23 protein-coding genes are annotated in these 22694 nt (G+C 72.5%); 8 read left to right on the top strand and 15 right to left on the bottom strand.

What is annotated here, in order from left to right; translation table 11 throughout:
* The first annotated feature begins 45 nt into the window (after nucleotides 1-45).
* The gene (locus IF09_RS0116340) at nucleotides 46-822 is read left to right on the top strand and encodes a UbiA family prenyltransferase (protein ID WP_234321024.1); all 777 of its coding nucleotides are present in this window, start codon (nucleotides 46-48) and stop codon (nucleotides 820-822) included.
* Between the two features lie 25 nt (nucleotides 823-847).
* Here the strand turns inward: IF09_RS0116340 and IF09_RS0116335 are convergent, their stop codons facing one another.
* Nucleotides 848-1900: a PHP domain-containing protein gene (locus IF09_RS0116335; RefSeq protein WP_030296307.1), complete on the bottom strand. Its 1053-nt coding sequence runs from the start codon at nucleotides 1898-1900 to the stop codon at nucleotides 848-850.
* A 183-nt stretch (nucleotides 1901-2083) separates the two neighbouring features.
* On the opposite strand from IF09_RS0116335, the gene IF09_RS0116330 reads away from it, so the two are divergent.
* Complete coding sequence (locus IF09_RS0116330) at nucleotides 2084-3445, top strand: FAD-dependent oxidoreductase (protein WP_030296305.1); 1362 nt, start codon at nucleotides 2084-2086, stop codon at nucleotides 3443-3445.
* 84 nt (nucleotides 3446-3529) lie between these two features.
* On the opposite strand, the gene IF09_RS0116325 is transcribed toward IF09_RS0116330, so the two are convergent.
* Nucleotides 3530-4000, bottom strand: a complete 471-nt coding sequence (locus IF09_RS0116325; protein WP_030296303.1) for a hypothetical protein — start codon at nucleotides 3998-4000, stop codon at nucleotides 3530-3532.
* A gap of 432 nt (nucleotides 4001-4432) precedes the next feature.
* Here IF09_RS0116325 and IF09_RS0116320 point away from each other — a divergent pair, with 432 nt between their 5' ends.
* The 3 genes from IF09_RS0116320 (at nucleotide 4433) to IF09_RS0116310 (ending at nucleotide 7025) form a co-directional block, all read left to right on the top strand.
* Nucleotides 4433-5095 (top strand): NAD(P)-binding domain-containing protein, encoded by a 663-nt coding sequence (locus IF09_RS0116320; RefSeq protein ID WP_030296300.1) that lies wholly within the window; start codon nucleotides 4433-4435, stop codon nucleotides 5093-5095.
* Nucleotides 5096-5453: 358 nt separating this feature from the next.
* Nucleotides 5454-6017, top strand: coding sequence for a hypothetical protein (locus IF09_RS0116315; RefSeq protein ID WP_158709991.1), 564 nt, complete (start codon nucleotides 5454-5456; stop codon nucleotides 6015-6017).
* Nucleotides 6018-6416: 399 nt separating this feature from the next.
* Entirely contained in the window at nucleotides 6417-7025 is a 609-nt protein-coding gene (locus IF09_RS0116310; RefSeq protein WP_030296296.1) for a HutD family protein, read from the top strand.
* Here IF09_RS0116310 and IF09_RS0116305 read toward each other — a convergent pair.
* The 8 genes from IF09_RS0116305 to IF09_RS0116265 all read right to left on the bottom strand — a co-directional run bounded on the left by IF09_RS0116305 (nucleotide 6997) and on the right by IF09_RS0116265 (nucleotide 16435).
* The gene (locus IF09_RS0116305) at nucleotides 6997-8415 is read right to left on the bottom strand and encodes a GH1 family beta-glucosidase (protein ID WP_030296293.1); all 1419 of its coding nucleotides are present in this window, start codon (nucleotides 8413-8415) and stop codon (nucleotides 6997-6999) included. The genes IF09_RS0116310 and IF09_RS0116305 overlap by 29 nt on opposite strands.
* Nucleotides 8416-8457: 42 nt before the next feature.
* Nucleotides 8458-9291, bottom strand: coding sequence for a carbohydrate ABC transporter permease (locus IF09_RS0116300; protein WP_030296291.1), 834 nt, complete (start codon nucleotides 9289-9291; stop codon nucleotides 8458-8460).
* Nucleotides 9288-10256 (bottom strand): carbohydrate ABC transporter permease, encoded by a 969-nt coding sequence (locus tag IF09_RS0116295; protein ID WP_030296289.1) that lies wholly within the window; start codon nucleotides 10254-10256, stop codon nucleotides 9288-9290. Before IF09_RS0116295 ends, IF09_RS0116300 begins: the two co-directional genes overlap by 4 nt.
* Nucleotides 10243-11556: an extracellular solute-binding protein gene (locus IF09_RS0116290; protein WP_030296288.1), complete on the bottom strand. Its 1314-nt coding sequence runs from the start codon at nucleotides 11554-11556 to the stop codon at nucleotides 10243-10245. Before IF09_RS0116290 ends, IF09_RS0116295 begins: the two co-directional genes overlap by 14 nt.
* Before the next feature lie 236 nt (nucleotides 11557-11792).
* Entirely contained in the window at nucleotides 11793-12836 is a 1044-nt protein-coding gene (locus tag IF09_RS0116285; RefSeq protein ID WP_106975076.1) for a LacI family DNA-binding transcriptional regulator, read from the bottom strand.
* 114 nt (nucleotides 12837-12950) lie between these two features.
* Nucleotides 12951-14165: a glycoside hydrolase family 64 protein gene (locus IF09_RS0116280; protein WP_051832532.1), complete on the bottom strand. Its 1215-nt coding sequence runs from the start codon at nucleotides 14163-14165 to the stop codon at nucleotides 12951-12953.
* Between the two features lie 28 nt (nucleotides 14166-14193).
* The gene (locus tag IF09_RS0116275; RefSeq protein ID WP_030296283.1) at nucleotides 14194-15591 is read right to left on the bottom strand and encodes a glycoside hydrolase family 16 protein; all 1398 of its coding nucleotides are present in this window, start codon (nucleotides 15589-15591) and stop codon (nucleotides 14194-14196) included.
* Between the two features lie 403 nt (nucleotides 15592-15994).
* Entirely contained in the window at nucleotides 15995-16435 is a 441-nt protein-coding gene (locus IF09_RS0116265) for a MarR family winged helix-turn-helix transcriptional regulator (RefSeq protein ID WP_030296281.1), read from the bottom strand.
* Between the two features lie 137 nt (nucleotides 16436-16572).
* Between IF09_RS0116265 and IF09_RS0116260 the strand changes: the two genes are divergently transcribed.
* Nucleotides 16573-18081, top strand: coding sequence for an MFS transporter (locus IF09_RS0116260; RefSeq protein ID WP_030296279.1), 1509 nt, complete (start codon nucleotides 16573-16575; stop codon nucleotides 18079-18081).
* Nucleotides 18082-18146: 65 nt separating this feature from the next.
* On the opposite strand, the gene IF09_RS41780 is transcribed toward IF09_RS0116260, so the two are convergent.
* Entirely contained in the window at nucleotides 18147-18905 is a 759-nt protein-coding gene (locus tag IF09_RS41780; protein ID WP_030296278.1) for a hypothetical protein, read from the bottom strand.
* On the opposite strand from IF09_RS41780, the gene IF09_RS0116250 reads away from it, so the two are divergent.
* On the top strand, nucleotides 18906-19190 hold the full coding sequence (locus IF09_RS0116250) for a hypothetical protein (protein ID WP_030296276.1): 285 nt from the start codon (nucleotides 18906-18908) through the stop codon (nucleotides 19188-19190).
* Between the two features lie 4 nt (nucleotides 19191-19194).
* On the opposite strand, the gene IF09_RS0116245 is transcribed toward IF09_RS0116250, so the two are convergent.
* Complete coding sequence (locus IF09_RS0116245; protein ID WP_030296275.1) at nucleotides 19195-19554, bottom strand: DUF6204 family protein; 360 nt, start codon at nucleotides 19552-19554, stop codon at nucleotides 19195-19197.
* Between the two features lie 324 nt (nucleotides 19555-19878).
* On the opposite strand from IF09_RS0116245, the gene IF09_RS45660 reads away from it, so the two are divergent.
* On the top strand, nucleotides 19879-20025 hold the full coding sequence (locus tag IF09_RS45660; RefSeq protein ID WP_158709990.1) for a hypothetical protein: 147 nt from the start codon (nucleotides 19879-19881) through the stop codon (nucleotides 20023-20025).
* Nucleotides 20026-20079: 54 nt separating this feature from the next.
* On the opposite strand, the gene IF09_RS0116235 is transcribed toward IF09_RS45660, so the two are convergent.
* From IF09_RS0116235 to IF09_RS0116225, 3 genes are all read right to left on the bottom strand, one after another.
* Nucleotides 20080-20979 (bottom strand): pirin family protein, encoded by a 900-nt coding sequence (locus IF09_RS0116235; RefSeq protein ID WP_051832531.1) that lies wholly within the window; start codon nucleotides 20977-20979, stop codon nucleotides 20080-20082.
* A 107-nt stretch (nucleotides 20980-21086) separates the two neighbouring features.
* The gene (locus IF09_RS45655) at nucleotides 21087-21737 is read right to left on the bottom strand and encodes a hypothetical protein (RefSeq protein WP_030296271.1); all 651 of its coding nucleotides are present in this window, start codon (nucleotides 21735-21737) and stop codon (nucleotides 21087-21089) included.
* Between the two features lie 119 nt (nucleotides 21738-21856).
* The coding region (locus tag IF09_RS0116225) for an RICIN domain-containing protein (protein WP_030296270.1) at nucleotides 21857-22694 on the bottom strand (838 nt) is incomplete at its 5' end.

Raw genomic sequence — 22694 nt, 5'->3', positions numbered from 1 at the left:
CTGTTCGGGCTGCTGGGGGCCTGCCATCCGGTGCCCGCGGCCGCCGTGACACTGTTCGCCGCCGCCCTCGCCGCGGCCGTGGGGCGCAGCCTCCCGGGGGCGGCGCTCGCCGTGGCCGCGGTGGCCGCGGGCCAGCTCTCGGTGGGCTGGTGCAACGACCGGGTGGACCTCGGCCGGGACCTGGCGACCGGCCGCCGCGACAAACCCCTGGTCTCCGGAGCGTTGCGGCCCGCCGCGGTGACGGCCGCGGCACTCACGGCCCTGCTGCTCTGCGTCCCGCTGTCACTGGCCGGGGGATGGCTCGCCGGCTGCGCGCACCTGTGCGGGGTGGCCGCCGCCTGGGCTTACAACCTGCGGCTGAAGCGCACCGCCGTCTCCTGGCTCCCCTACGCCCTCGCCTTCGGGCTGCTCCCCGCCTTCGTCACCCTCGGGCTGCCCGGTGCGCCCTGGCCGCCGTGGTGGCTGACGGCCGCCGCGGCCCTGCTGGGCGCGGGCGCGCATTTCGCCAATGTGCTGCCGGACCTCGACGACGACCTGGCCACGGGCGTGGTGGGCCTGCCGCACCGGCTCGGCGCCCGGCGCGCGGCGGCCGTCGGGGGGCTCCTGGTCCTCGGCTCGGCCGTGGCCCTGGTTGCCGGACCGCCGGGTCGGGTGCCCCCGTACGGCTGGGGGCTGCTCGGGGCGACGGCGGTGGCGGTACTCCTCGGGGCCGGTCGGCCGACCGGCCGGAGCCGGATCCCGTTCCTGGCCACGATGGGGGTCGCCGGGGCCGATGTCGTGCTGCTGCTGGTACGCGGGGCGGACCTGGCGGGGCTCGGCTGACGCGGCCCGGGCGCCGGGCCTCGGCTCAGGCCGCGGCCGCCGCGGTCGGCGGGCGGCGGGTCCGGGTCCACTCCAGCAGTTGCTCCCGCGGCCAGGTGTTCACGACGCGCTCGGCCGGAACCCCGCACTCCACGGCCCGTTCGCAGCCGAGCAGCTGCCAGTCCAGCTGGCCCGGGGCGTGGGCGTCCGTGTCGATCGCGAACAGCGTGCCGGCCTCAACGGCCAGCCGCAGCAGCCGGCGCGGGGGGTCCAGCCGTTCGGGCCGGCTGTTGATCTCCACGGCGGTCCCGGACTCCGCGCACGCGGCGAAGACCGCCTCGGCGTCGAACTGCGACTCGGGGCGGGTCCGGCCCGTCACCAGCCGTCCCGTGCAGTGCCCCAGGACGTCCATCAGGGGGTTGCGTACGGCCGCCAGCAGGCGCCGCGTCATCGCGGGCGACTCCATCCGCAGCTTGGAGTGGACGGACCCGACGACCACGTCCAGCCGGTCCAGCAGCTCCGGCTCCTGGTCCAGCGAGCCGTCCAGCAGGATGTCGCACTCGATGCCGGTGAGCAGCCGGAAGGGCGCCCACGACTCGTTGAGCTCCGCCACCACGTCCAGCTGCTCGCGCAGTCGCTCCGGCGAGAGGCCCCGGGCGACGGTCAGGCTCGGAGAATGGTCGGTGAGCACGGCCCACTCGTGACCCAGCTCGACCGCCGTCCGCCCCATGGCCTCGATCGGGCTACCGCCGTCGGACCACTCGGAGTGCAGATGGCAGTCCCCGCGCAGGGCCGCGCGCAGCGCGCGGGCGGCCGGGCTCGCCGGGGGGCCTTCGGGGTGCGCCGCGATCTCGTCCTCGAGTTTCTGCAGGTACGCGGGGATCGCCCCGCCGACCGCCTCCCGCACCACCTGGGCGGTCTTCGGCCCGATGCCCTTGACCGCTTCGAGGGTTCCGGCCCCGGCCCGCTCCCGTACTTCGCGTTCACCCATCAGGGTGAGGGCGGCGGCGGCCCGCCGGAAGGCCTGCACCCGGTAGGTGGGCGCCTGCCCCCGTTCCAGCAGGAAGGCGATCCGCTCCAGCGCCGCGACCGGATCCATGGGCGTACCTCCTGGTCCCCGTGTGATGGGCTGGTTCCAGTGTGACGGGCAACCCCAAGGATGTCTTGGGAAGGTCATAAGGCTTGTTTATAGGGTCATAACCGGGGGGTGGGTGCCGGGTTAGGGTCGCCTTAGTTTAGGGTTCCCTTGATCCAGTTTTTTGTCGGTCGAAGGGAACCTGTCATGCCTCGCCCCCTGCGGGTAGCAATCGTCGGTGCCGGCCCCGCCGGAATCTACGCCGCCGATGCGCTGCTGAAGTCCGAGGCGGCCGCCGAGCCGGGTGTCTCCATCGACCTGTTCGAGCGGATGCCCGCCCCCTTCGGCCTGATCCGGTACGGCGTCGCCCCCGACCACCCGCGGATCAAGGGCATCATCACCGCCCTCCACCAGGTGCTCGACAAGCCGCAGGTCCGCCTGTTCGGCAACGTGGACTACCCGAACGACATCAGCCTCGACGAACTCCACTCGTTCTACGACGCCGTGATCTTCTCCACCGGCGCGACCGCCGACCGTGCGCTCGCCATACCGGGCGTCGAGCTCGACGGCTCGTACGGCGCCGCCGACTTCGTCTCCTGGTACGACGGCCACCCCGACGTCCCGCGCACCTGGCCGCTGGAGGCCGAGAAGGTCGCCGTCCTCGGCGTCGGCAACGTCGCCCTCGACGTGGCGCGCATCCTGGCGAAGACCGCGGACGAGCTGCTGCCGACCGAGATCCCGGCGAACGTCTACGACGGCCTCAAGGCCAACAAGGCGCTCGAGGTGCACGTCTTCGGCCGCCGCGGACCGGCGCAGGCCAAGTTCAGCCCGATGGAGCTGCGCGAGCTCGACCACTCGCCGAACATCGAGGTCATCGTCAACCCCGAGGACATCGACTACGACGAGGGTTCCATCGCCACCCGCCGCTCCAACAAGCAGGCGGACATGGTCGCCAAGACCCTCGAGAACTGGGCGATCCGCGACATCGGCGAGCGCCCGCACAAGCTCTTCCTGCACTTCTTCGAGTCGCCCGCCGAGATCCTCGGCGAGGACGGCAAGGTCGTCGGCCTGCGCACCGAGCGCACCGAGCTCGACGGCACGGGCAACGTCAAGGGCACCGGCCGGTTCACCGACTGGGACGTCCAGTCCGTCTACCGCGCAGTGGGCTACCTCTCCGACGAACTGCCCAAGCTGCCGTGGGACGTCGACAGCGGCACGGTCCCGGACGAGGGCGGCCGCGTCATCGAAGCCGGCGCGCACCTGCAGTCGACGTACGTCACCGGCTGGATCCGGCGCGGACCCATCGGCCTCATCGGCCACACCAAGGGCGACGCGAACGAGACGGTCGCGAACCTCCTGGAAGACCACGCGGGCGGCCGCCTGCAGACCCCCGCAGCGCCCGCGCCGGAGGCCGTCGAGGCGTTCCTGGCCGAGCGGAACGTCCGGTTCACGACGTGGGAGGGCTGGTACGAGCTCGACGCGGCCGAGAAGGCGCTGGGCGAGCCGCAGGGCCGCGAGCGCGTGAAGATCGTCGAGCGCGAGGACATGCTGAAGGCGAGCGGGGCGTAACCGCCGCGCCGTCCTGACCGGGTGGGGGCCGCCGCCGGCGGCCCCCATCCGCATGTCCGGAGCATCCGCATGTCCGGAGCGTCGTCAGTCCTGGACGGAGAGGATCTTCCGCGTCTTCAGATCGGCTTGGACGTGGAGCCAAGTGGTGTCACTGCCGCTCCAGGTCAGGGCGACGGTGGCATTCGTCTTGCCCATGCCGCTGTCGACGTAGGTGACCTTCCACTCCAGCGGCACGTTCTGGGCGCGCAGGACGCCGTCCGCATGGTTGGCCTCCTCCCACTTCGCCAGCTCGCGCTGGAGCGGTACGGAGAGGTAGGCGGCCCGCAGCTGCTCCGCGCGCGTGCCGTCGTTGTCGTACACCGCGTCGATGTACGCGCCGTAGAAGGTGGCGATCCGGGAGAACGCGCCCTCCGGGCTGCCGGACACGGAAGGTGTCGCCGCGCCGGCAGCGCCGGTCGCGGAGGCGGTGGTGACGAAGGCGAGGGTGAGTGCGGCCGTCGCGGCGGTGGCCGCGAGGGCGAGGGAAGCGGTGCGCTTGGCCGGAAGCCTGAACATCGTTTTCGGACCTTTCGCCGTGCTGATGTGCCGAGTCGCCGAGTAGCTGAATCCACCGACGCGGCCACCCCGGCGGATGGTTCTCAGAACGCGCGAAATGGCCTGAATGCGACGCAGATGGCGTACAGCCGCCTATCGGGGCGAACCCAGGCAGGTCGGAGCCATCGCCCGCAGGGCCCCCCGCGGGCGAGTTGCCGCTGGCCCATGGAAATGTTCAGGGAATGAACGAATTTCCCTGTCCGGATCATCGCGTGGCAACCGACGGTGATTTCAGGTCGGCCTGGCTGTAATCCATGGCCGATTCCGTGCGGCTTGGAACCGGCCACTCGAACGGAGGATCCGCAGACGGGAGGCCGTACCCGGAATGCGCGGCGGCTGCCGGTGGTTCGGACTCCACGCATCACCCGACCACTTGCACGCACTGGAGAGCTCATGAAGATCGGCATCATCGGCGCAGGCAACATCGGCGGCAACCTGACGCGCCGTCTGACCGCGCTCGGACATGAGGTGTCCGTGGCGAACTCCCGTGGCCCAGAGACCCTGTCCGACCTCGCGAAGGAGACCGGGGCCACGCCGGTCACGGTGGCGGAGGCGGCCCGCGGGGCCGAGGTCGTCGTGGTCACCATCCCCCTGAAGAACGTGCCCGAGCTGCCCGCCGGGCTCTTCGACCGGGCGGCGAAGGACGTCGTCGTCATCGAGACCGGGAACTACTACCCGAAGCAGCGCGACGGCCGCATCGCCGAGATCGAGGACGAGGGCCTGACCGAGAGCCGCTGGAGCGAGCGCCACATCGGCCACCCGGTGGTCAAGGCCTTCAACGGTACGTACGCCGAGGACATCCTGGACCGGCACCGCCCGGCCGGGGATCCGGACCGGATGGCCCTCCCGGTCGCGGGCGACGACGAGGCGGCGAAGCAGACCGTCCGGGCGCTCATCGACGAACTCGGCTTCGACTCCGTCGACGCGGGCGGCCTCGACGACTCCTGGCGCCAGCAGCCGGGCACGCCCGTGTACGGGCTGCGGGCGGGCACCGACGCCGTGGTGAAGGCCCTCGCCGAGGCCTCCCCGGTCCGGACGGCGGAGTTCAAGGGCTGACGGCCCGCACGGCCGGGCGCAGGAGTACGGGGCTGCGGGCCAGACCGGGCCAGGGCTCAGGGGTCGGCCCTGACTCCGGCGTCGGTCCGGGCCCCCGCTCCGGCCGCCGGCCCCGGTCGGCAACCGTGACCGAAGCGTCATGCGCCGGGCCCCTGCGCCGGCGGGCCGCCCTTGCTACCGTCCTGCCGTCACAGGAGCCGTAGGAGGGCACGTTGCACGTCAGACCCCGTCTGCTGATCGCGCCGGCGGTGCTGGCGGCGGGCCCCGGCCCCCCCCCCCCCCCCCCCCCCCCCGGCCGTCGGGCGCCTCTCACTCGGACTCGGTATCGCCGACACCGGCCGTGTCCGCGAGCCCGGCCGTGTCCGCACCGGCCGCCACGCCCCCCTCCACCCCCACGTCCCCGGCGGCGCCCGCCAGGACGCCGACCGCGCCGTCGGCCCCCGCCCCCGCGACCCGGCTGTCCCTGACCGCGGCCGCCCCGGGCGGCAGGCTGAACCTGGTCCGCGGCGGCCCCGCACAGGAGTTCACCGTCACCGTCCGCAACGGCAACGCCCAGGCCTACCGGCACCTGCTGATCGCCTTCCAGATGGAGCCCCTCACCGGCGAGCCCGGCGACCTGCCCGGACCCGCGTCCCCGTACGTACTGGAACGGCGCGACCCCGCCACCGGCACCTGGCGCGGCGTGGAGCTGCGGATGGCCACCGACGCCAAGCCGGCCCACCTCTACGAGGGCGGCTCCCCCCTCGCCCGCGATGCCGTCCGCACCGAGCGCTACCGGCTGCGCGCCACCGCCACGGGCCCCAGCGGCAGCAGCCCGCTCATGGTGTACGCCCTCGACACGGACGCCGCCGAGGGCGCCCCGCCCGACGCGGGACGCCCGGGGTACTCCTCCCTGCCGCACACCACCCGGCGCATCCTGTAGCTCCCGTTCCCGCTCCCGTACCCACCGCGGCGACCGCAGAGGTCCGGCCCCTCCAGGCGTTCGGTGGCGTCGCCCGCAGGCCCCCGAGCAGGGTGGCCAGGCAGCGGTGGGCCGTGTCGATCCGGTCATCGGCAGTGCTGCCGTGGACCTGCACCGCGTAGGCGATGCCGCACATGAGCGGGACGAGGTCCGCCGGCGCGAGGCCGGGACCGCACCGCCCCGGCCGCGCGGGCCGGTCGAGGAGCGTGGTGCCGGCCGACCGCAGCGACTGCTCGGCGGTCGCAGTCCGGTGGTTCCGGGACGGTCGCCGTCTGCCTGCGGGGACGCCCTCCCGGCCGGGGGCGGATAGGCTCGGCCCGGCCGCAGGGGCGGTGCCTACCCGAGAGAAGGAGCAGCGCCATGACCGGCGGCGACGAGGTCCGGATCCTGCGCGCGGGCGACCGCGCCGCCGTCGCGTGGAAGAACGGCGGCGGGGTGACCCGGGAGATCGCTGCCTGGCCCGAGGGCGCCGGCATGACGGACTTCGGATGGCGGGTCAGCCTCGCAGAGGTGGCCGCGGACGGCCCCTTCTCGGCCTTCCCCGGCGTCGACCGCACCCTCACCCTGGCCGAGGGGGCGGGCATGGACCTCACGGTGGCCGGCGCCCGCCGCCTCGTCGACGAGCGCTACGCGCCGCAGGACTTCCCCGGCGACGCCCCCACCGAGTGCCGGCTCCTCGACGGGCCCGTCGTGAACTTCAACGTGATGTACCGCCGCAACCGCGTGGACGCGCAGACCGCGGTCGTACGGGGCGCCCTCGCCCTCACCGCCGCGCCGGGGGAGACCCTGCTGGTGGTCGCGCTCGGGGGGCCGGCCGAACTCGAAGGCGGAACCGGGGCCGGTGCCGCAGCCGGCCCCGTCGCCCTCGGCCCGTACGACGCGGTCCGGATCACCGGCGCCCACACCTGCCGACTGCGTACGCAGGGGCGCGCGGCCGTGGTCAGGCTGGCAGACCGCCCCGGGCGATGACGTCGGCGTACCAGCGGGCACTGTCCTTCAGCGTGCGCCGCTGGGTCGCGAAGTCGACGTGGACGAGGCCGAACCGCTTGCTGTAGCCGTACGCCCACTCGAAGTTGTCCAGCAGCGACCACACGAAATAGCCGCGTACATCGGCCCCGTCCGCGATCGCCCGGTGTACCGCGGCCAGATGGCCGGACAGGTAGTCGATCCGCTCCGGGTCGTGCACATCGCCCTCCGGGTCGGCATAGTCCCCGTACGCCGCGCCGTTCTCCGTGATCAGCACCGGTACGCCGGGCAGTTCGTCGCGCAGCCGGACCAGCAGCTCGTGCAGACCGCCCGCGTCGACGGGCCAGTCCATGGCCGTCACGGGCCCCGGCGCGGGCCGGAAGCGCACGTACTCCTCGGCGCCCACCCACGGCGAGGGCCCGGCGGCCGCGACGCCGTCCCCCGGCTCGGCCGCCTCGACCACCGTCGGGGAGTAGTAGTTGAGGCCCAGCCAGTCGATCGGCGCCGCGGCGGCGGCCAGATCGCCGTCCCTGACGAAGGACCAGTCCGTCACCCCGGCGGTGTCGCGGACCAGGTCCTGCGGCAGGCGCCCGTGGAAGACCGGGTCGAGGAAGATCCTGTTGCCCACCGCGTCGATGCGGCGCACCGCGTCCAGATCGGCGGCGGAGCGGGTCAGCGGCCGCAGCGCGTGCAGGTTCAGCGTCAGCGAGACCTCGGCCGAACGGGGGAGGGCCGAGCGCAGCGCCGCCACGCCCAGCCCGTGGGCCAGGTTGAAGTGGTGCGCGGCCTGCAGCGCGGCCGCCGGCTCCGTGCGGCCCGGGGCGTGCACCCCGGACGCGTAACCGAGGAAGGCCGCGCACCAGGGCTCGTTGAACGTGGTCCAGCTCGCCACCCGGTCGCCGAGCGCCCCGGCCACGAGCCCCGCGTACTCGGCGAACAGCTCGGCGGTCTCCCGCCGCGGCCAGCCCCCCAGGTCTTCGAGCTCCTGCGGCAGGTCCCAGTGGTACAGGGTGGCGACCGGACGGATTCCGGCGGCCGACAGCTCGTCGACGAGCCGCCGGTAGAAGTCCAGACCCTGCTGGACGGCGGGCCCCCGCCCGGTGGGCTGCACCCGCGGCCAGGCCACCGAGAAGCGGTAGTCGGTGACGCCGAGCCGTCGGAGCAGGGCCACGTCCTCGGTCATGCGGTGGTAGTGGTCCGCGGCCGTGTCCCCGGTGTCGCCGTTGAGGACCTTGCCGGGGGTGCGGCTGAAGGTGTCCCAGATGGAGGGCGTCCGGCCGTACAGGGCGGCCGCGCCCTCGATCTGGTACGCGGCGGTGGCCGTGCCCCATCGAAAGCCGGCCGGGAAGGAGAGGCCCGTCTTGGTGACGGGAGACGCGTCGAGCGTGGTCATGGAAAGACTCCAGGAAGGTGGGGGAAGGCCGGGGCGGCTGCGTCAGCCCTTGACCGCGCCCTGCATGATGCCGCCGACGATCTGCCGGCCGAGCAGTCCGAAGACCAGCAGCACGGGCAGCGTGCCGAGCAGGGTGCCGGCCATGATCACGGACTGGTCGTGGACGTATCCGCCGCCCAGCTGGCGCAGCGCGACCTGGACGGTCGGCTCCTGCGAGGACAGCGCGACGATCGGCCAGAAGAAGTCGTTCCAGGCCGTCATGAAGGTGAGCAGTCCCAGGACCGCCATCGCCGGGCGGGCGATCGGCACGACGATCGACCAGAAGATCCGGGCGTGCGAGGCACCGTCCACCCGGGCCGCCTCGATCAGCTCGTCCGGCAGCGACTGCACCAGGAACTGCCGCATGAAGAACACGCCGAACGCCGAGACCAGCCCGGGCAGTACGACGGCCTGCAGCTGGTTCACCCAGTGCAGCTTGACGATCAGCATGAACAGCGGGATCACCCCGAGCTGTGGCGGGATCATCATCGAGGCGACGACGGCGCCGAGCAGCGCCCCGCGGCCGCGGAAACGGAGTTTGGCGAAGGCGAACCCCGCCAGCGTGGAGCACAGCACAGTGCCGACGGTGATCGCCCCCGAGACGATGAGCGAGTTGAGCAGCGCCGTGCCGATCGCCGCCTCGTCGAGGACGGCCTGCAGGTTGTCCAGGAGACGCGGACCCGGCAGCAACGCCGGTATGGGCCGGGCCAGTTCGGCGTTGGAACGGCTCGCGGCGACGAGGGTCCAGTACAGCGGGAAGGCCGATACCAGCACCGCGCAGATCAGGACGGCGTACGTGAGCCTTCCGCCGCGCCGGACGGATGCGTGCGCGCTCATCGGCCGGCCTCCTTACCGGAACGGCGGCGCGCAGCCAGGGCGTTGACCCCCACCAGCACCACGATCAGCAGGAACATCACCCAGGCGATGGCCGCCGCCCGGCCCAGGTGGAAGAAGCCCCAGCCCTGCTCGTACATGTACAGGCCGAGGGTCTGGTACTGGTGCGAGATGCCGCCGGACATCGACCCCTCGAACAGCAGCGGCTCGCCGAAGAGCTGGGTGGCGCCGATCGTCGAGACGATCGAGGTGAAGACGATCGTGGGGCGCAGCCCCGGCAGCGTCACGTGCAGGAACTGCCGCAGGCGAGAGGCCCCGTCGACCTCGGCCGCCTCGTACAGCTCGGACGGGATCGTCTGCATGCCCGCCAGGTAGATCAGTGCGTTGTAGCCGGTCCAGCGCCAGACCACGATGGACGAGACGGCGATCTGGGAGGCCGCCGTACCGTTCTGCCAGTCGACCGGGTGGATGCCCACGAGGTCCAACAGACGGTTTACGAGCCCGAAATCGTGCCCGAAGAGCTGGGAGAAGATCAGCGATGCGGCGGCGACCGAGGTCGCGTACGGCAGCAGCAGCGCCGTGCGGAAGAACGTGCGGGCGCGGAGCCGGTAGTTGAGCAGGTGGGCCAGGCCCAGTGCCGTCAGCAGCTGGGGCACCGTGGACAGCACGCCGATGGTGAACGTGTTGCGCAGCGCCGTCCAGAAGAACGGGTCGGTGAACAGTGCCGCGTAGTTGCCGAGGCCGCGCCACTCCAGCTCGCCGGGGGTCTGCAGTTCGGCGCGGTAGAGGGAGACGTACGCCGTGTAGAGCAACGGGAAGATCCCGAACGCGGCGAACAGGGTGAAGAAGGGGGCGAGGAAGGCGTACGGGGACAGCCCCGCCGGCCGGCCGCGCCGCCGGGGCGGCGTAGCCGGCGGCGCCGGGGCGGTCGGTGGCGCCGGCGGTGCCAGCGGCTCAGCCGAGGGCATTCTTGACGGCCTTCTTCGCGTTCGACCAGGCCGTCTCGGGAGCCGTGCCCTTCCGTTCGACCTCGCTGAGCGCGTTGTTGATCTGGTCGGCGATGTCCTTGTCGTGCAGGCCGAGCACCTGGACGGGCGCTTGTTCGGCGGCGTCTCCGAAGATCTGGCCGATCGGCGCGCCGGAGAAGTAGGGGTCCTCGGCGTCGGCGATCTGGCTGATGGACCGGGTGGCCGAGGGGAAGTTGCCCTGCTTGCGGAAGACCTTGGTCTGCTGCTCGGGCGCGGTCAGCCACTTGATCAGCTCGTACGCCTCCTTCCTGTGCTTGGCCACGCTCGGGACCGCCAGGTAGGAGCCGCCCCAGTTGCCCGCGCCGCCGGGCAGCTTCGCGACGTCCCACTTGCCCTGGCCCGCGTCCCCGGCCTGGCCCTTGATGTAGCCGAGCATCCAGGCGGGGCAGGGCAGGGTGGCGAAGGAGCCGGAGGCGAACGCCTGGTTCCACGGCGGCGACCACTGGTCCAGCTGGGCGCTGAGCCCCTCGCCCGCGGCCTTGACCGAGACGTCCCAGGCGGCCTTCACTGCGGGGCTGTTCTCGTAAATGAGGGCGCCCGAGGCGTCGTAGTAGCGCTCCTTCTGCTGGCCGACCATGATCGCGTTCAGGCTGCCCACGGTGTCGATCCAGGCGCTGCCGGCCGGCGCCTTCTCCTTGTACTGGCGGCCGAGGTCCAGGTATCCGTCCCAGGTGGCCCACCGCGCCGCCAGCTCGGTGCGGTCGGTGGGCAGTCCGGCGGCCTGGAACAGGTCGCGGCGGTAACACATGGCCTCGGGGCCGACATCGGTGCCCAGGCCCAGCACCTTGCCGTCCTTGGTGGCCGCGGCGGACCACTTGGCGGGGGCGAACTCGGCCTTGAGCGCCCCGGCCCCGTACTGGTTCAGGTCCACGAACTTGCCGGCCTGCTGCTGGGTGACCGAGGCGATGCGGCCGACCTCGATGGCCTGGACGTCGGCCAGGCCGCCGCCGCCCGCGAGGCGGGTCTGCAGCGACTTCCAGTAGTCCTGCTCGTCCTCGGTGTCGGTCTGCTTGATCTTGACGCCGGGGTGGAGCTGCTCGTATTCGGCGTAGAGCCCGGCCTCCTGGTAGCCGAACGAGCCGAACAGGTCGACGGTGAGCGTGACATCGCCGCCTGCGGCGTCGCCGGAGGACGCACCGTCCGACCCGGACCCGGATCCGCAGGCGGCCAGGAGCACGCCCGTGAGCGCGACGGCGCCGATTCGGACCACGGCTCTGGGGGTGGTTCGGGGGATGGACATGGGGCAGCCTCCTTGGCCTGGACGGGCAGGGTGCGGGGGTGGGAGTGCGCCAGTTTTGAGAGCGCTCTCAGAGCGCGTCTGGAGCGTGCACCCCCAGCCCCGGCCCCGTCAAGAGTTGTACGCACACCAGCACGCGTTCGTCCACAATCACCCCTCCTGCACGACGAGTTCACGCCGCGCCGATCCGGCGGACCGGGTGGATCACGCGGACCGCCCGATCGCGCGGATCGCGCGCGTCACGCGGAGGTACGGCGCACCAGGGCCGTCGGAGTGACCACCGAGGCGGGTACGCTGCGCTCGCCCTGGACCTTGTTCAGGGTGCGCAGCAGCAGCCGCGCCATCAGGCACCCCATGCCCTCGATGTCCTGGCGCACGGTCGTCAGCGGCGGATCGGCGGTCTCCGCCACCAGTTCGGCATCGTCGAAGCCGACCAGCGCCACGTCCCCGGGCACGGCGAGGCCGCGCTCCCGCAGCACCTGCAGGGCGCCCGTCGCCATCAGGTCGTTCGCCGCGAACACCGCGTCGAGGTCCGGGCAGCGCTCCAGCAGCCCGGCCATCGCGCGGGCCCCGCCCGCCGGGGTGAAATCCCCCTCCGCGATCAGCGCCGGATCCGCATCGAGCAGCACGTCCCGGTAGCCGTCGAGCCGGTCCACCGCCGAGGTCTGGTCCAGCGGGCCCGCGATGTGCGCGATCCGCCGCCGGCCTTGGTCCAGCAGGTACCGTACGGCCTCGCGGGCGCCCCCGCGGTTGTCGGCGTCGACGTACGCGACACCGCCGTGCTCCCCGGCCCCGGCGGTCCATCCCGGGCGGCCGCCGTAGACCGTGGGCATGCCGATGCGGCGGGTGATCGCGGGCAGCGGGTCGTCGGTGTGCAGCGAGAAGGCGAGCGCCCCGTCGACGTGGCCGCCCGCCAGGTACCGCTCGATACGGTCGTAGTCGCCCCGGTCCTCCACCAACAGCAGGACCAACTGCGTGTCGTGTGCGGTCAGTTCCTTGCTGATGCCGCGGATCTGGCGGGAGAAGAAGGGGTCCGAGAAGATCCGGATCTCCGGCTCGGCGATGATCACCGCGACGGCCCCGGTGCGCCGCGTGACGAGGGTGCGGGCCGCGGGATTCGGCACGTACCCGAGCTCCCGTACGGCTTCGCGGACCTTCTCCACCAGATGGGCGCGGACGCCCTCGCCGCCGTTGACGACGCGGGACGCGGTGGCCCGGGACACCCCGGCGCGCTCCGCCACGGCCTCGAGGGTGGGCCGGTGACCGGGAAGCTGTTCGGGCACGGGCATTCCTCCTGCGTGTCCGGGGGCTGTTGACTCGCGGAACAGCAGGGTAACGCGTACCGCCGGGAGCGTGAGAGCGCTCCCGGCGGCGTGATGCACAAGGCGCCCCCGATGTCACCAGCCGATGCCGAGGGTCAGCCCGGTCGGCGGCTGTGTGTTGCCGAGGATCTGGACGGAGGACTGGTCGTTGACGTCGTCGTAGGGGAATCCGTAGGCCCGCTCGTCCAGGCCGACGGTGTGGAAGAAGCCGGCGTAGTCGTTCTTCGCCGTCCCGCCGTAGTACGCCGCCGGGGAGTACCAGGCGGTGGTGTCGAGGGCGACACCCCGGTTGAACGCGGCGCAGAACTCCGCGCCGAGCTGCTTCTCGGTGTCGTTGCCCGAAGCCAGCGCCCCTGCACAGGCCATGACGTCCGGCGAGGTCGGCTTGCGGAGGGTGAAGGGGCCCGCGCCGTTCTTGCTGAAGGTCAGGACGGAGCCGGAGACCCGCCCGGAGAAGGTCTCGCCGAACCGGGTCAGGGTGAACGGGTGGGCGGTGTACTGGGCCCAGGCCTGGTCGATGGCGGTGGTGAGGTGCCGTTGCTGCGCGCCGCCCTCGAGGAACAGGTGCGAGGAGCGCGGCGCCACGATGCGGTAGCCGTTCTGCAGCGGCTTGAAGGCGGCCCCGACGGAGGCCGCGTACTGCTGCATGACCTCGGCGCGGGTCAGCGTGATGCCCCGGGTGCTGTCGTGGCCACTGGAGGTCTGGCGCAGCCGCGAGGTCAGCGGGAAGCCGAACTGGTCGACCTGGGTGGTGTTCCCGCCGAACGCGACCTGGCCCTGCACGTACGTGTACTCGTACCAGTCGTAGTACACGTCGCTGTTCGGGTCATTGGGATTGCGCAGGTCGGGGCCGCCCCACCCCTGGTCGTCGGGGGAGACCGGGAGGTAGAGGGGCGAGCCGAGGGAGATGTAGATCCGGCCCCCGCGGATCGATGCCGGGGAGGGCACCGTGCCGCCCACCCGGGCGAGCGTGAAGGACATGTTGGGGTAGTTGACGCCCTTCTTGACCAGGTGGCCGGGCGCGGTGGCGTCGAGGTGGTCGATGTGGGCCATGGAACCGTCGGGCTTCATGTACGACCACTGGCCCGGGGTCACCTGACCGAGCACGGTGACAAAGATCTGGGAATCGGCGTACGTGCCCCGGGTGTTGTTCTGGAAGGTGATCGGGAAGCTACCGGCCCCGCCCTGCGCGGACTGCGCCGCGGCGCGGCTCGGGGCCGGCAGGGCGAACCCCAGCAGGGCGATCATCGCGGCCGCCACGGTCAGCGGGAACCGTCGTCGGGTGTTCATGGGCGTCTCCTCCGTTCGCTCGGTCCGGTCAGTGGCCGAAGTCGAACCAGTTGACGTTCACGTAGTCGCCGCTCTGGCCGCTCGTGAAGGTGAGGTAGACGTCGTGCGTGCCGGTGACGGGGCTGATGTTCGCCGGGACGGTCCTCCAGCTCTGCCAGCCGCCGGTGTTCGCGACCGAGAAACTGCCGATCGGCGGGCTGGTACGACTGTCCAGCCGGACCTCGACGAGCCCGCTGCCCCCGCCGGCCGCACCGCCGGCGACCCGCCCGTAGAACTGCCTCGCCGCGCTGGAGCCGAAGTCGACGCCCTTGTACAGGGCCCAGTCGCCGTGGGCGATCATGCTCAGGTTCTGGCCGCCGCCGGTGTCGGTGGTGCTCTCCTTGGCCAGCCCGGCCTGGTCGTCGTACGACTCGGCCTCGATGGCGGTGTACGCGTCGCGGTGGCCGGACGGGGGTGTGGTGGGGGGGGTCGTGCTGCCCGCAGAGCGGAGTACGGACACGTAGTCGACGGCCATCGAGTAGCCGGGCTGGGTGCCCGCGTCGGGTCCGCCGCCGAAGGCGTCCGGGAAGCCGCCGCCCATGGCGACGTTCAGGATGATGAAGTAACCGTGGTTCGTGGCGTTGGCCCAGGTGGTCGCGTCGACCTGGTTCGCCCGTACGGTGTGGAAGGTGTTCCCGTCGACGGAGAAACGCATCTCCTCGACGGCGGTGGACCGGTCCCACTCCACGGCGTACGTGTGGAAGCCGCCCTGGCAGCTGGTGCCCGGGCAGACGCGCTGGCCGCCGATGCCGGAGGTCTCGTTGCACGGGCCGCCGGGGCTGGTGCCGCAGTGCAGGGTGGCCCAGACGTTGTTGATGCCCTGGACGTTCTCCATGATGTCGATCTCACCGATGCCCGGCCAGTTCCACCAGTTGCCGCGGTAGGGCGCGCCCAGCATCCAGAACGCCGGCCAGTAGCCCTTCGCCGCCGCTCCCGTGACGTTCGGCATCTGTATCCGGGCCTCGGTGCGCAGCTTCCCGCCCGCTGGGGGCTGGAAATCGGCGCGCCGGGTCTCGATGCGGCCGGAGGTCCAGTTGCCGGCGGCGTCCCGGCGCGGGGTGATCCGCAGGTTCCCGGTGCCGTCGAGGGAGACGTTGGCGGTGCTCGAGGTCATCGTCTCGACCTCGCCCGTACCGAAGTTGGCGGGCCCGCCGGGGTAGCTGGTCCCGGTGGTGTACTGCCAGTCGGCGGTGTTCACGCCGGAGCCCGCGGCCCCGTTGAAGTCGTCCAGGAACACCTGCGACCAGCCCGCCGGAGGCGGGGGAGCGGCGGCGTTGGCGGGCAGGGTGACCACGGCGGCGGCCGCCGCGGCCACGCCCATCGCGCTGAGCGCGGCGACGACGGCCCGGCGGACGGTCGACGGTTTTCTACCGGATGTGTGACGCATGGGTGTGCCCTCTCTGGGGGGAAGGGCCCGCTGTGTGAGAGCGCTCTCAAGCGGAGCCGCTGGCCACTGTGCTCCCAGCGTCCATGGGCGTCAAGACTTCGAACCGGCAACGGGCATATGTGGAGCGGGGGTTCACTCCTTGAAGGGTGGTGCGAGGATGCGGCGGGCGAGCGCGCCGCCGCCCTTCCTGCCGGCCCCCGACCCCGCCCTTGCCGGCCGCCAGGAGGCAGCCGCCGAGGGCCCTCCACCTGGAGCCGTTCACCACCCGGCGGGCCGCCGGCAGGCTCAAGCACCCGGGCGGGACCGAGTCCGGGAGGGGCCGGTTCATCAACGACTTCGCACCCGAGCGCGCGGCCGCGGCACTGCGCGGGGCCTGACGGCCGCCTCCCGGTGCGCGGCGTCCTTACGCGTCCTTCTCCATGGTCGGGCGCAGCCGCTCCAGCAGGGCGTAGAGCGTCGCGCTCTCGGTTTCGTCGAGGGTGTCCAGGGCGCCGTGGGTCGCCTGCATCTCCTCGCGCACGCGGCGGATGATCTCGCGGCCCGCGTCCGTGGCCACGACGTTCTTGACGCGGCGGTCGGCGGGGTCGGGCTCGCGGCGCACCAGCTCGCGGGCCTCCAGCCGGTCCACGATCCCTGTGACGTTCGATGCGTCGCACACCAGGAGGGTGGCGAGGCCGCGCATCGGCAGCGGGCCGTCGAGCTGGGCGAGGACGCGGGCCTGCGTGGAGGTGAGCCCGTAGTGGGCCGCGGCGGCCGCGAAGTCGCGCCACTGGGCGGTTCCGATGGCGGCGAGCAGCTCCAGGAGCTGGAGCTTGGTGGGGGTGCGGGGGGTGGTGGCGCTCATGCCGTCGAGCGTACTCGGGTGCTTGACATTGTCAATTGTTTACTTGACCTCCTTAACTATTGACGTCTACCGTCTACGGAGTTACTTGATGACATCAAACATCAGCGATCTGAAGCACTAAGAAGGTCCTGCCAGCCATGAGCACCGCCGCCCCCATACCCGCCGAGGCCAAGACCGGGAACGAGACGGTCATCGTCTTCGCCCTGAGCCTTGCCGCCATGGTCGTGTCGATGATGCAGACCCTGCCGGTCCCGATCCTGGGCCTCATTCGCACCGACCTGGGCACCTCGACCGCCAACGTGAGCTGGGTGACCACCGCCACGCTGCTGTCCGCCGCCGTCTTCACCCCCCTGCTCGGCCGCTTCGGCGACCAGCACGGCAAGAAGCCCACGCTGGTGGCCGTGCTCGGCGTCATGGTCGTCGGCTCCGTCATCGCCGCCGTCGCGACCTCGCTCCCGCTGCTGATCCTGGGCCGCGTCCTGCAGGGCGCCGCCACCGCGATCTTCCCGCTCGCCCTCTCGGTGCTGCGCGAGGAAGTCCGTCCGCAGAAGCTGCCCGGCGCGATGGCCCTGGTCAGCGGCACCCTCGCGTTCGGAAGCGGCCTGGCGCTCGTCGCCACCGGCCTGCTCACCTCCGGCTCCGGCGCCGACTACCGCAACGCGTTCTGGATGGCGACCGGCTTCGCGACCCTCGCCCTGCTCGCCGTCGCCTTCCTGGTCCCCGCGACCCGGCACAAGACCGGCGGCCGCACCGACTTCCTGGGCGCGCTGACCCTCGGCATCACCCTCCTGCTGCTCCTGTTGCCCATCTCGCAGGGCCACGAGTGGGGCTGGACCTCCGGCCGTACGCTCGGCAGCTTCGCCGGCGCCGTCGTCATGACCGCCGTCTGGGTCTTCACGGAGCTCAAGGTGCGCGAGCCGCTCGTGGACATGCGGATGTTCGTCCACCGCCCGGTGCTCATGGCCAACCTGGCCGGCATCCTCGTCGGCTTCGGCATGTTCGCGAACTTCCTCGGCGTCTCGTACCTCGTCCAGATGCCGGAGAAGCTCACCGGCTACGGGTTCGACGCGTCCATCCTGCGTGCCTCCGTGCAGTTCCTGCTGCCCGGCGCGATCGTCTCGCTGCTCGCCTCGCCCGTCGGCGGCCAGCTGGTCCGCCACCGCGGCCCGCGCGTGGCCCTCGGCCTGGCCGCAGCACTCGGCGCCGTCGGCTTCGGCTGGCTCGCGCTCGACCACCAGCACAGCCTCTCGGTGATCGGCGCGGGCCTGGTCGTCGGCGCGGCCGTCAGCTTCGGCTACGCGGCCATGCCCGCCGTCATCATGGCCAGCGTCCCGCACCACCAGAGCGGCATCGCCAACGGCATCAACTCGATCTCCCGCTCCACCGGCAGCGCGATCGGCAGCGCCATCGTCACCACGATCCTGGCGTCGAAGACCATCGAGCACCTGCCCGCCGGCGTCCCGGCGCTGCCCGCCGAGTCCGGATTCACCCTCACCTTCTGGATCGGGGCCGTCGCCTTCGCCCTGGTCGCGGTGATCAGCTGGATCGGCCTGCGCGGAGCGCACGGACCGCGCACCGTCGAGGTGAGCACGCCCGCCGCCGTGAAGGCGCCGGAGAAGGAGCCGGAGCCGGCCGACGCCGTCTGACCCGGCCCTTCGAGGGGACGGCACCGCTCGCGGATGCCGTCCCCTCGCGCGCGTCTGGGCGAGCCCTACGAGGGGGACGCGGCGGTTCCCCCGGCGAACCGCTCCCACTGCCCCGTCAGGATCTCCTGCGGCACCCCGCCGAAGTCCTTGGTGTCGATGACGTCGGACCGGAACGCGAGCGTGACCGACCCGGAACGGACCAGCGTCAGGTACTTGTACAGCGAGATGGCGGGGTCCTTCACGTCCTGCGTCACGATGCGGTACGCGCGCGCCTCGTCGCCCAGTGCCGGAGCCGGGACCGGCTCCACCCTGAGCACCTTCGCCTCGGCGAGCGCACGGTCCTCCGTATAGCCGCCGGCGCACCGGCCGCCCGCGTCCGCCAGCGACTTCACGGCGCCGGCCGCGGCGCCAGCGTCCGGGTACGAGCGCAGCAGGATCTCCGTGCCCACCGCCTGGAACTGCCCCGGGACGCCCGCCTTGGCGTACGCCTGGGCCGTGTGGCCCGCCTTGCCGAGACTGGTCAGCGGCTGGCAGGCCGTCGGCTGCGCCTCGTAGAGCTCGCTCATCGGTTCGTCGAGCAGCGGATCCGTGACCTCGTACGGGCCGAACTTCTCGCCCTCTGCGACGACGAGCTCCTTGAGCCGATCGACTCCCGGCCCCGGCGTACCGCCCGGGCCCGCGACGGCGCTGCCGGTCGGCGCACCGGCCGCGGCTTCCCCGGTCCCGGAACCACTGCATCCCGTCGAACCCGCCAGCAGTGCGGCGGCGCCGATGACGGCCCCTGCCGCGCGCCGGAACCGCTGCTCGTTCCCCACCCCGTACATGTGCCGCCGTCCCCCGAGCTCGTGTGGAAAACGCGATTATCGCAGGCCGCGGCGGTATACCGGGCGGGGCCGCAGCTCCCGCCCGAGCCGGTCCTCCACCACGTCGACGCCCTGCGCCGCATCGATGCGGACGGCAGGCTGCGCGAGGCGATGGTGATGCTGCAGTCGCCGGGCGACCGGGCCAAGGGCATGACCGCCGACCTGTTCGCCCCCGCGGGCGACGGAGCGGAGGACCGCTCGATCCTCCGCTCCGTCGCCCGCGGGGGCGAGAAGAACATCCCCTGACGGCTCACGCGTTGCCGCGGGCGGCCGCCTGACGCTGGCGCTTGCTCAGCGGAGCCAGCGAGAGGTCCTGGGCCCGGGAGGTGAGGCGCTTGAAGCCGTAACCCCGCTCGGTGAGCCAGCTCTCGGCCGCCAGCTCGGCACGGGCCGTCGCGTCGAGGATGTCCTCCTCGGCCTCGCCAGAGTCGAGGAAGCGGAAGGTGAAGAACGGGCCGAAGGACAGGTCGTACGCGAGGTGGCCCTCGGCGGTGTGGGCCGCGTGCAGGACGTCGTGCTCCGGCGCGGCGGCGAGCAGCTCGGCGTGCTGGTCGGCGGTGAGGGCGTCGAAGGAGCCGCGGACGGTGATCCGGAAGGTGCGAGTGCTCATCCCGGAAGCCTAGGCACGACGGACCGGCCGGCGCACCGGCATTTCTGCGGGCCGGGGGGCACATGCGCCGGAGTGAACGGGGACACGCGCGTCTCCGTGTGTGCCCCCGCACCCCCGCGTCGGAGGTCGCCGGACACCGCAGACGGCCCGGCCGTGCCGGGCGCCGAGATCACCGGCCCCCGTTTCCGGCGACGGCGCGCCGGCCTTCGCGTTCTGCGGGTCGTAGCTCACTGGCCCGGTCACCGTCGGCCGGACCACCGGCTCCGTGCTGATCGGTTCGGACGATGGCGCCGCGGGCTGCGCGGGCAACACGATCCGGGGCCGGTGAGTCTGTACGGCAACAGCGGAGGCGTCGTGTTCTCGGCCAACACGGTCGTCGGCCCGCTGCGCTGCGACGCCAACGTCCCGGCTCCGCAGCAGGGCGGCACCACGGTGGAGGGCCCGCGCTCCGGCCAGTGCCGGCAGCCGTGAGCCGCTGACCACGGCAGGACGGGGCCGCCCCGCCCGGGGCGGCCCCGTCCCGTCTCAGATGTCGATGTGCCCCATCAGGCCGTGCTGGTAGTCCAGCTGCGCCTGGCGGATCTCGGCGGCGGTGTTCATGACGAACGGGCCGCTGCGCGCCACCGGCTCGCCGATCGGCTCGCCGGCCAGGACCAGCACCTCGGCCGCATCGCCGGGAGCCTCGACCGTGAAGCGCTCCGCGTCCCGGCCGAGGATCGCGAGGTGCCCGTCGGGGAGCTGGGCGTCGGGAGTCGCGGCGGTGCCGGACAGCACGTACAGCATGGCGTTGTGGCCGGCCGGGACGGTGAACTCGGCGCGGCCGCCGGCCCGGAGGCGGGCGTGTACGACGAGCACCGGGGTGTGGGTCTCGAACGGACCGCTCACTCCGTGCGTGGTCCCGGTGATCACGGTGAGCTCCGCGCCGCCGTCCTCGGTGGCGACCGTGGGGATGTCGCCGGGGGCGGAGCCGTACTGGACGCGCGGGGGCGTCGCCTTGAGGCGGGCCGGCAGGTTGACCCAGATCTGCAGCAGGTGCTGCGGGCCGCCGTCGGCGAGCAGTCCGGGGGTGGGGCGGGCGAGGTGGACGAGCCCCGACCCGGCGGTGAGCCACTGCACCTCGCCGGGGTTCATGACGCGCTTGTGCCCCTCGGAGTCGATGTCCTCCATCGCGCCTTCGATGACGTACTGGATGGTCTCGAATCCGCGGTGCGGGTGCGGCGGCGCGCCCTTGGCCTCGCCCGGGCCGAGCACGTGCGGGCCGACCTGGTCGACCATCAGGAAGGGGTCGACCAGGGGAAGTTCCGGCTGCGGGAAGGGGCGACGGACCGGGAACCCCTCGCCCTCGAAGGTGTGGAAGGGGCGGACGACGCGGGTGGTGGAGCGCACGGCGGCGGTGGTGATGTCCATGTACCGAATGAACGGCACGGCGAATTCCACTGTCAACGCGGACCTGTTTGGTTGTCAGGTCGTACCGACGGCATCAGCCGATCCGTCTCCCGGCCCCCTCTTCCGCCTGCCTTCCTCCGCCGGACTCAGCGCCTGCGGGCCCGGGCGCGCCGCAGCAGTACACCGGCGGCGGCGCCGGCCAGGGCGATCACCGCCACACCCGCCGTGGTCCACCAGACGGTGCTGTCCTCGTCCTCGCCGGCCGGGGCCGCGGACGGGCCGCTCGCGGGCGACGGGCTCTGCGCCTGCCCGGGGCTCGGCGTCGCGGACGACACCGGCGGGACCGAGGCAGTGGAGGGCGCGGACGGCGCGGCTGCACTCGGCGTGGCCGCGGACGGCGCCGGGTCGACGACCGGCACGGCGATCTCCTTCTCCCCGTGGCCGAGGGACGGGAACCCCACGTCGACGGTGACCTTCCAGTTGCCGGGCGGCAGCACCTCGGCGGTGGTCCAGCCGGTGCGCGTGCCCGCGTCACGGACCAGCCGCCAGGGGCCCATGGTGCGGGAGCCGTCGGGGCTGGTCGAGTTCACCGTGGCGGCGACCGCCTCCTCGATGGCGTCCCCGTCGTTCTCCCAGGTGATCTCGGTGGTGACATGGCCTTCCCGCTGCCCGGTGACCACGACCTTGACGGTGTCGCCGTGGGCGTGGGCGGCCGTGGGTACGGCCAGGGCTTGGGCGAGGAACAGGAACAGGAAGCCGAGTCCGGTGCGGACCGGGAAGGCGGGGCGTGTACGCATCGTGGGGTGCTCCTGGTGCGGTGGGATGCGATGAGCTGTGGTGCGGGAGATGAGGGGGCCGGTGGGCGGCCGCACGGGGCGGCCGCCCACCGGCGGGAGGCGGGATCGGATCCGGAAGGTCAGCCGACCTTCTGGACCGTCCACACCTGCGACGCGCGGCCGTCCGCGCGCTGGAGGTCGAGCAGCCAGGCGCCGTAGTACGGGCGGTTGCTCACGGTCAGGGCGTAGCCGCCGCTGGAGTCCGTGACGGTCACACCGCCGCCGCGGGACGACAGCTTCCACTGCTGCGCGGCGTTGTTGCCGCACGGCTGCTGCGCGATCCACATGCCGGCGGCCGGGGCGCCGCCCGTCTGCAGGCACTTGCCGGAGACCGCGGACTTGATGCGGACGAGGCCGCCGCCCGCGTCGTCGAAGAGCCACTGCTGCTGGGCGTAGCCGTTGGAGCGGCCTCCGACGAGCACCGTGCCGTCGGCGCTGCGGCCGCCCCACAGCTCGGCGGCCATGCCGGTGCTGCCGTTGCCGAGCGTGTAGCGGGTGCCGGGCGTGGTGGTGCCGCCGCCGGCACCGGTCGTACGGAAGGCCGTGGTCGGGCCGGCTCCGCTGTCACGGCCGGAGCCGTCGCGGACCGAGACCGCGACCTTGTACTCCGTACCGGGCTGGAGGTTGTAGATGCGCAGGGCCTGGGACTGGACCCAGGTCAGGTGCTTGCCGTTCAGCTGGACCTGGTACCAGGCGGCGCCGTCGACCTTCGGCCAGCTCACCACGACGGAGTTCGACTGGATCTGCGCGGCCGTCACCTTGGGGCCGCCCGTGGGCTTCTTGGTCGGCGTCGGGGTGGGCTTCTGCGTGGGGCTCGGCGTGGGCTTGGGGTTGGGGTCGGGGTTCGGGTTGCCGCCCTTGCCCTTCATCAGGAACTGGTTGTCGGCGATGTTCCAGTGCGTGGCGAGGTAGCTTCCG

Origin of the sequence: Streptomyces katrae (assembly GCF_000717655.1) — a bacterium.
Classification (GTDB): Bacteria; Actinomycetota; Actinomycetes; order Streptomycetales; family Streptomycetaceae; genus Streptomyces; species Streptomyces katrae_B.
The sequence above is the reverse complement of the archived record's forward strand: the minus strand, read 5'-3'. Positions and strand labels throughout refer to the sequence as shown.

Coding starts and splice junctions, on each gene's coding strand:
- IF09_RS0116260 (WP_030296279.1), top strand. CDS start 16,573: ATGAGCACCGCCGCCCCCATACCCGCCGAGGCCAAGACCGGGAACGAG.
- IF09_RS0116335 (WP_030296307.1), bottom strand. CDS start 1,900: ATGGATCCGGTCGCGGCGCTGGAGCGGATCGCCTTCCTGCTGGAACGG.
- IF09_RS0116295 (WP_030296289.1), bottom strand. CDS start 10,256: ATGCCCTCGGCTGAGCCGCTGGCACCGCCGGCGCCACCGACCGCCCCG.
- IF09_RS0116330 (WP_030296305.1), top strand. CDS start 2,084: ATGCCTCGCCCCCTGCGGGTAGCAATCGTCGGTGCCGGCCCCGCCGGA.
- IF09_RS0116245 (WP_030296275.1), bottom strand. CDS start 19,554: ATGAGCACTCGCACCTTCCGGATCACCGTCCGCGGCTCCTTCGACGCC.
- IF09_RS0116280 (WP_051832532.1), bottom strand. CDS start 14,165: ATGAACACCCGACGACGGTTCCCGCTGACCGTGGCGGCCGCGATGATC.
- IF09_RS0116310 (WP_030296296.1), top strand. CDS start 6,417: ATGACCGGCGGCGACGAGGTCCGGATCCTGCGCGCGGGCGACCGCGCC.
- IF09_RS45655 (WP_030296271.1), bottom strand. CDS start 21,737: ATGCGTACACGCCCCGCCTTCCCGGTCCGCACCGGACTCGGCTTCCTG.
- IF09_RS0116325 (WP_030296303.1), bottom strand. CDS start 4,000: ATGTTCAGGCTTCCGGCCAAGCGCACCGCTTCCCTCGCCCTCGCGGCC.
- IF09_RS0116290 (WP_030296288.1), bottom strand. CDS start 11,556: ATGTCCATCCCCCGAACCACCCCCAGAGCCGTGGTCCGAATCGGCGCC.
- IF09_RS41780 (WP_030296278.1), bottom strand. CDS start 18,905: ATGTACGGGGTGGGGAACGAGCAGCGGTTCCGGCGCGCGGCAGGGGCC.
- IF09_RS0116265 (WP_030296281.1), bottom strand. CDS start 16,435: ATGAGCGCCACCACCCCCCGCACCCCCACCAAGCTCCAGCTCCTGGAG.
- IF09_RS0116320 (WP_030296300.1), top strand. CDS start 4,433: ATGAAGATCGGCATCATCGGCGCAGGCAACATCGGCGGCAACCTGACG.
- IF09_RS0116300 (WP_030296291.1), bottom strand. CDS start 9,291: ATGAGCGCGCACGCATCCGTCCGGCGCGGCGGAAGGCTCACGTACGCC.
- IF09_RS0116305 (WP_030296293.1), bottom strand. CDS start 8,415: ATGACCACGCTCGACGCGTCTCCCGTCACCAAGACGGGCCTCTCCTTC.
- IF09_RS0116275 (WP_030296283.1), bottom strand. CDS start 15,591: ATGCGTCACACATCCGGTAGAAAACCGTCGACCGTCCGCCGGGCCGTC.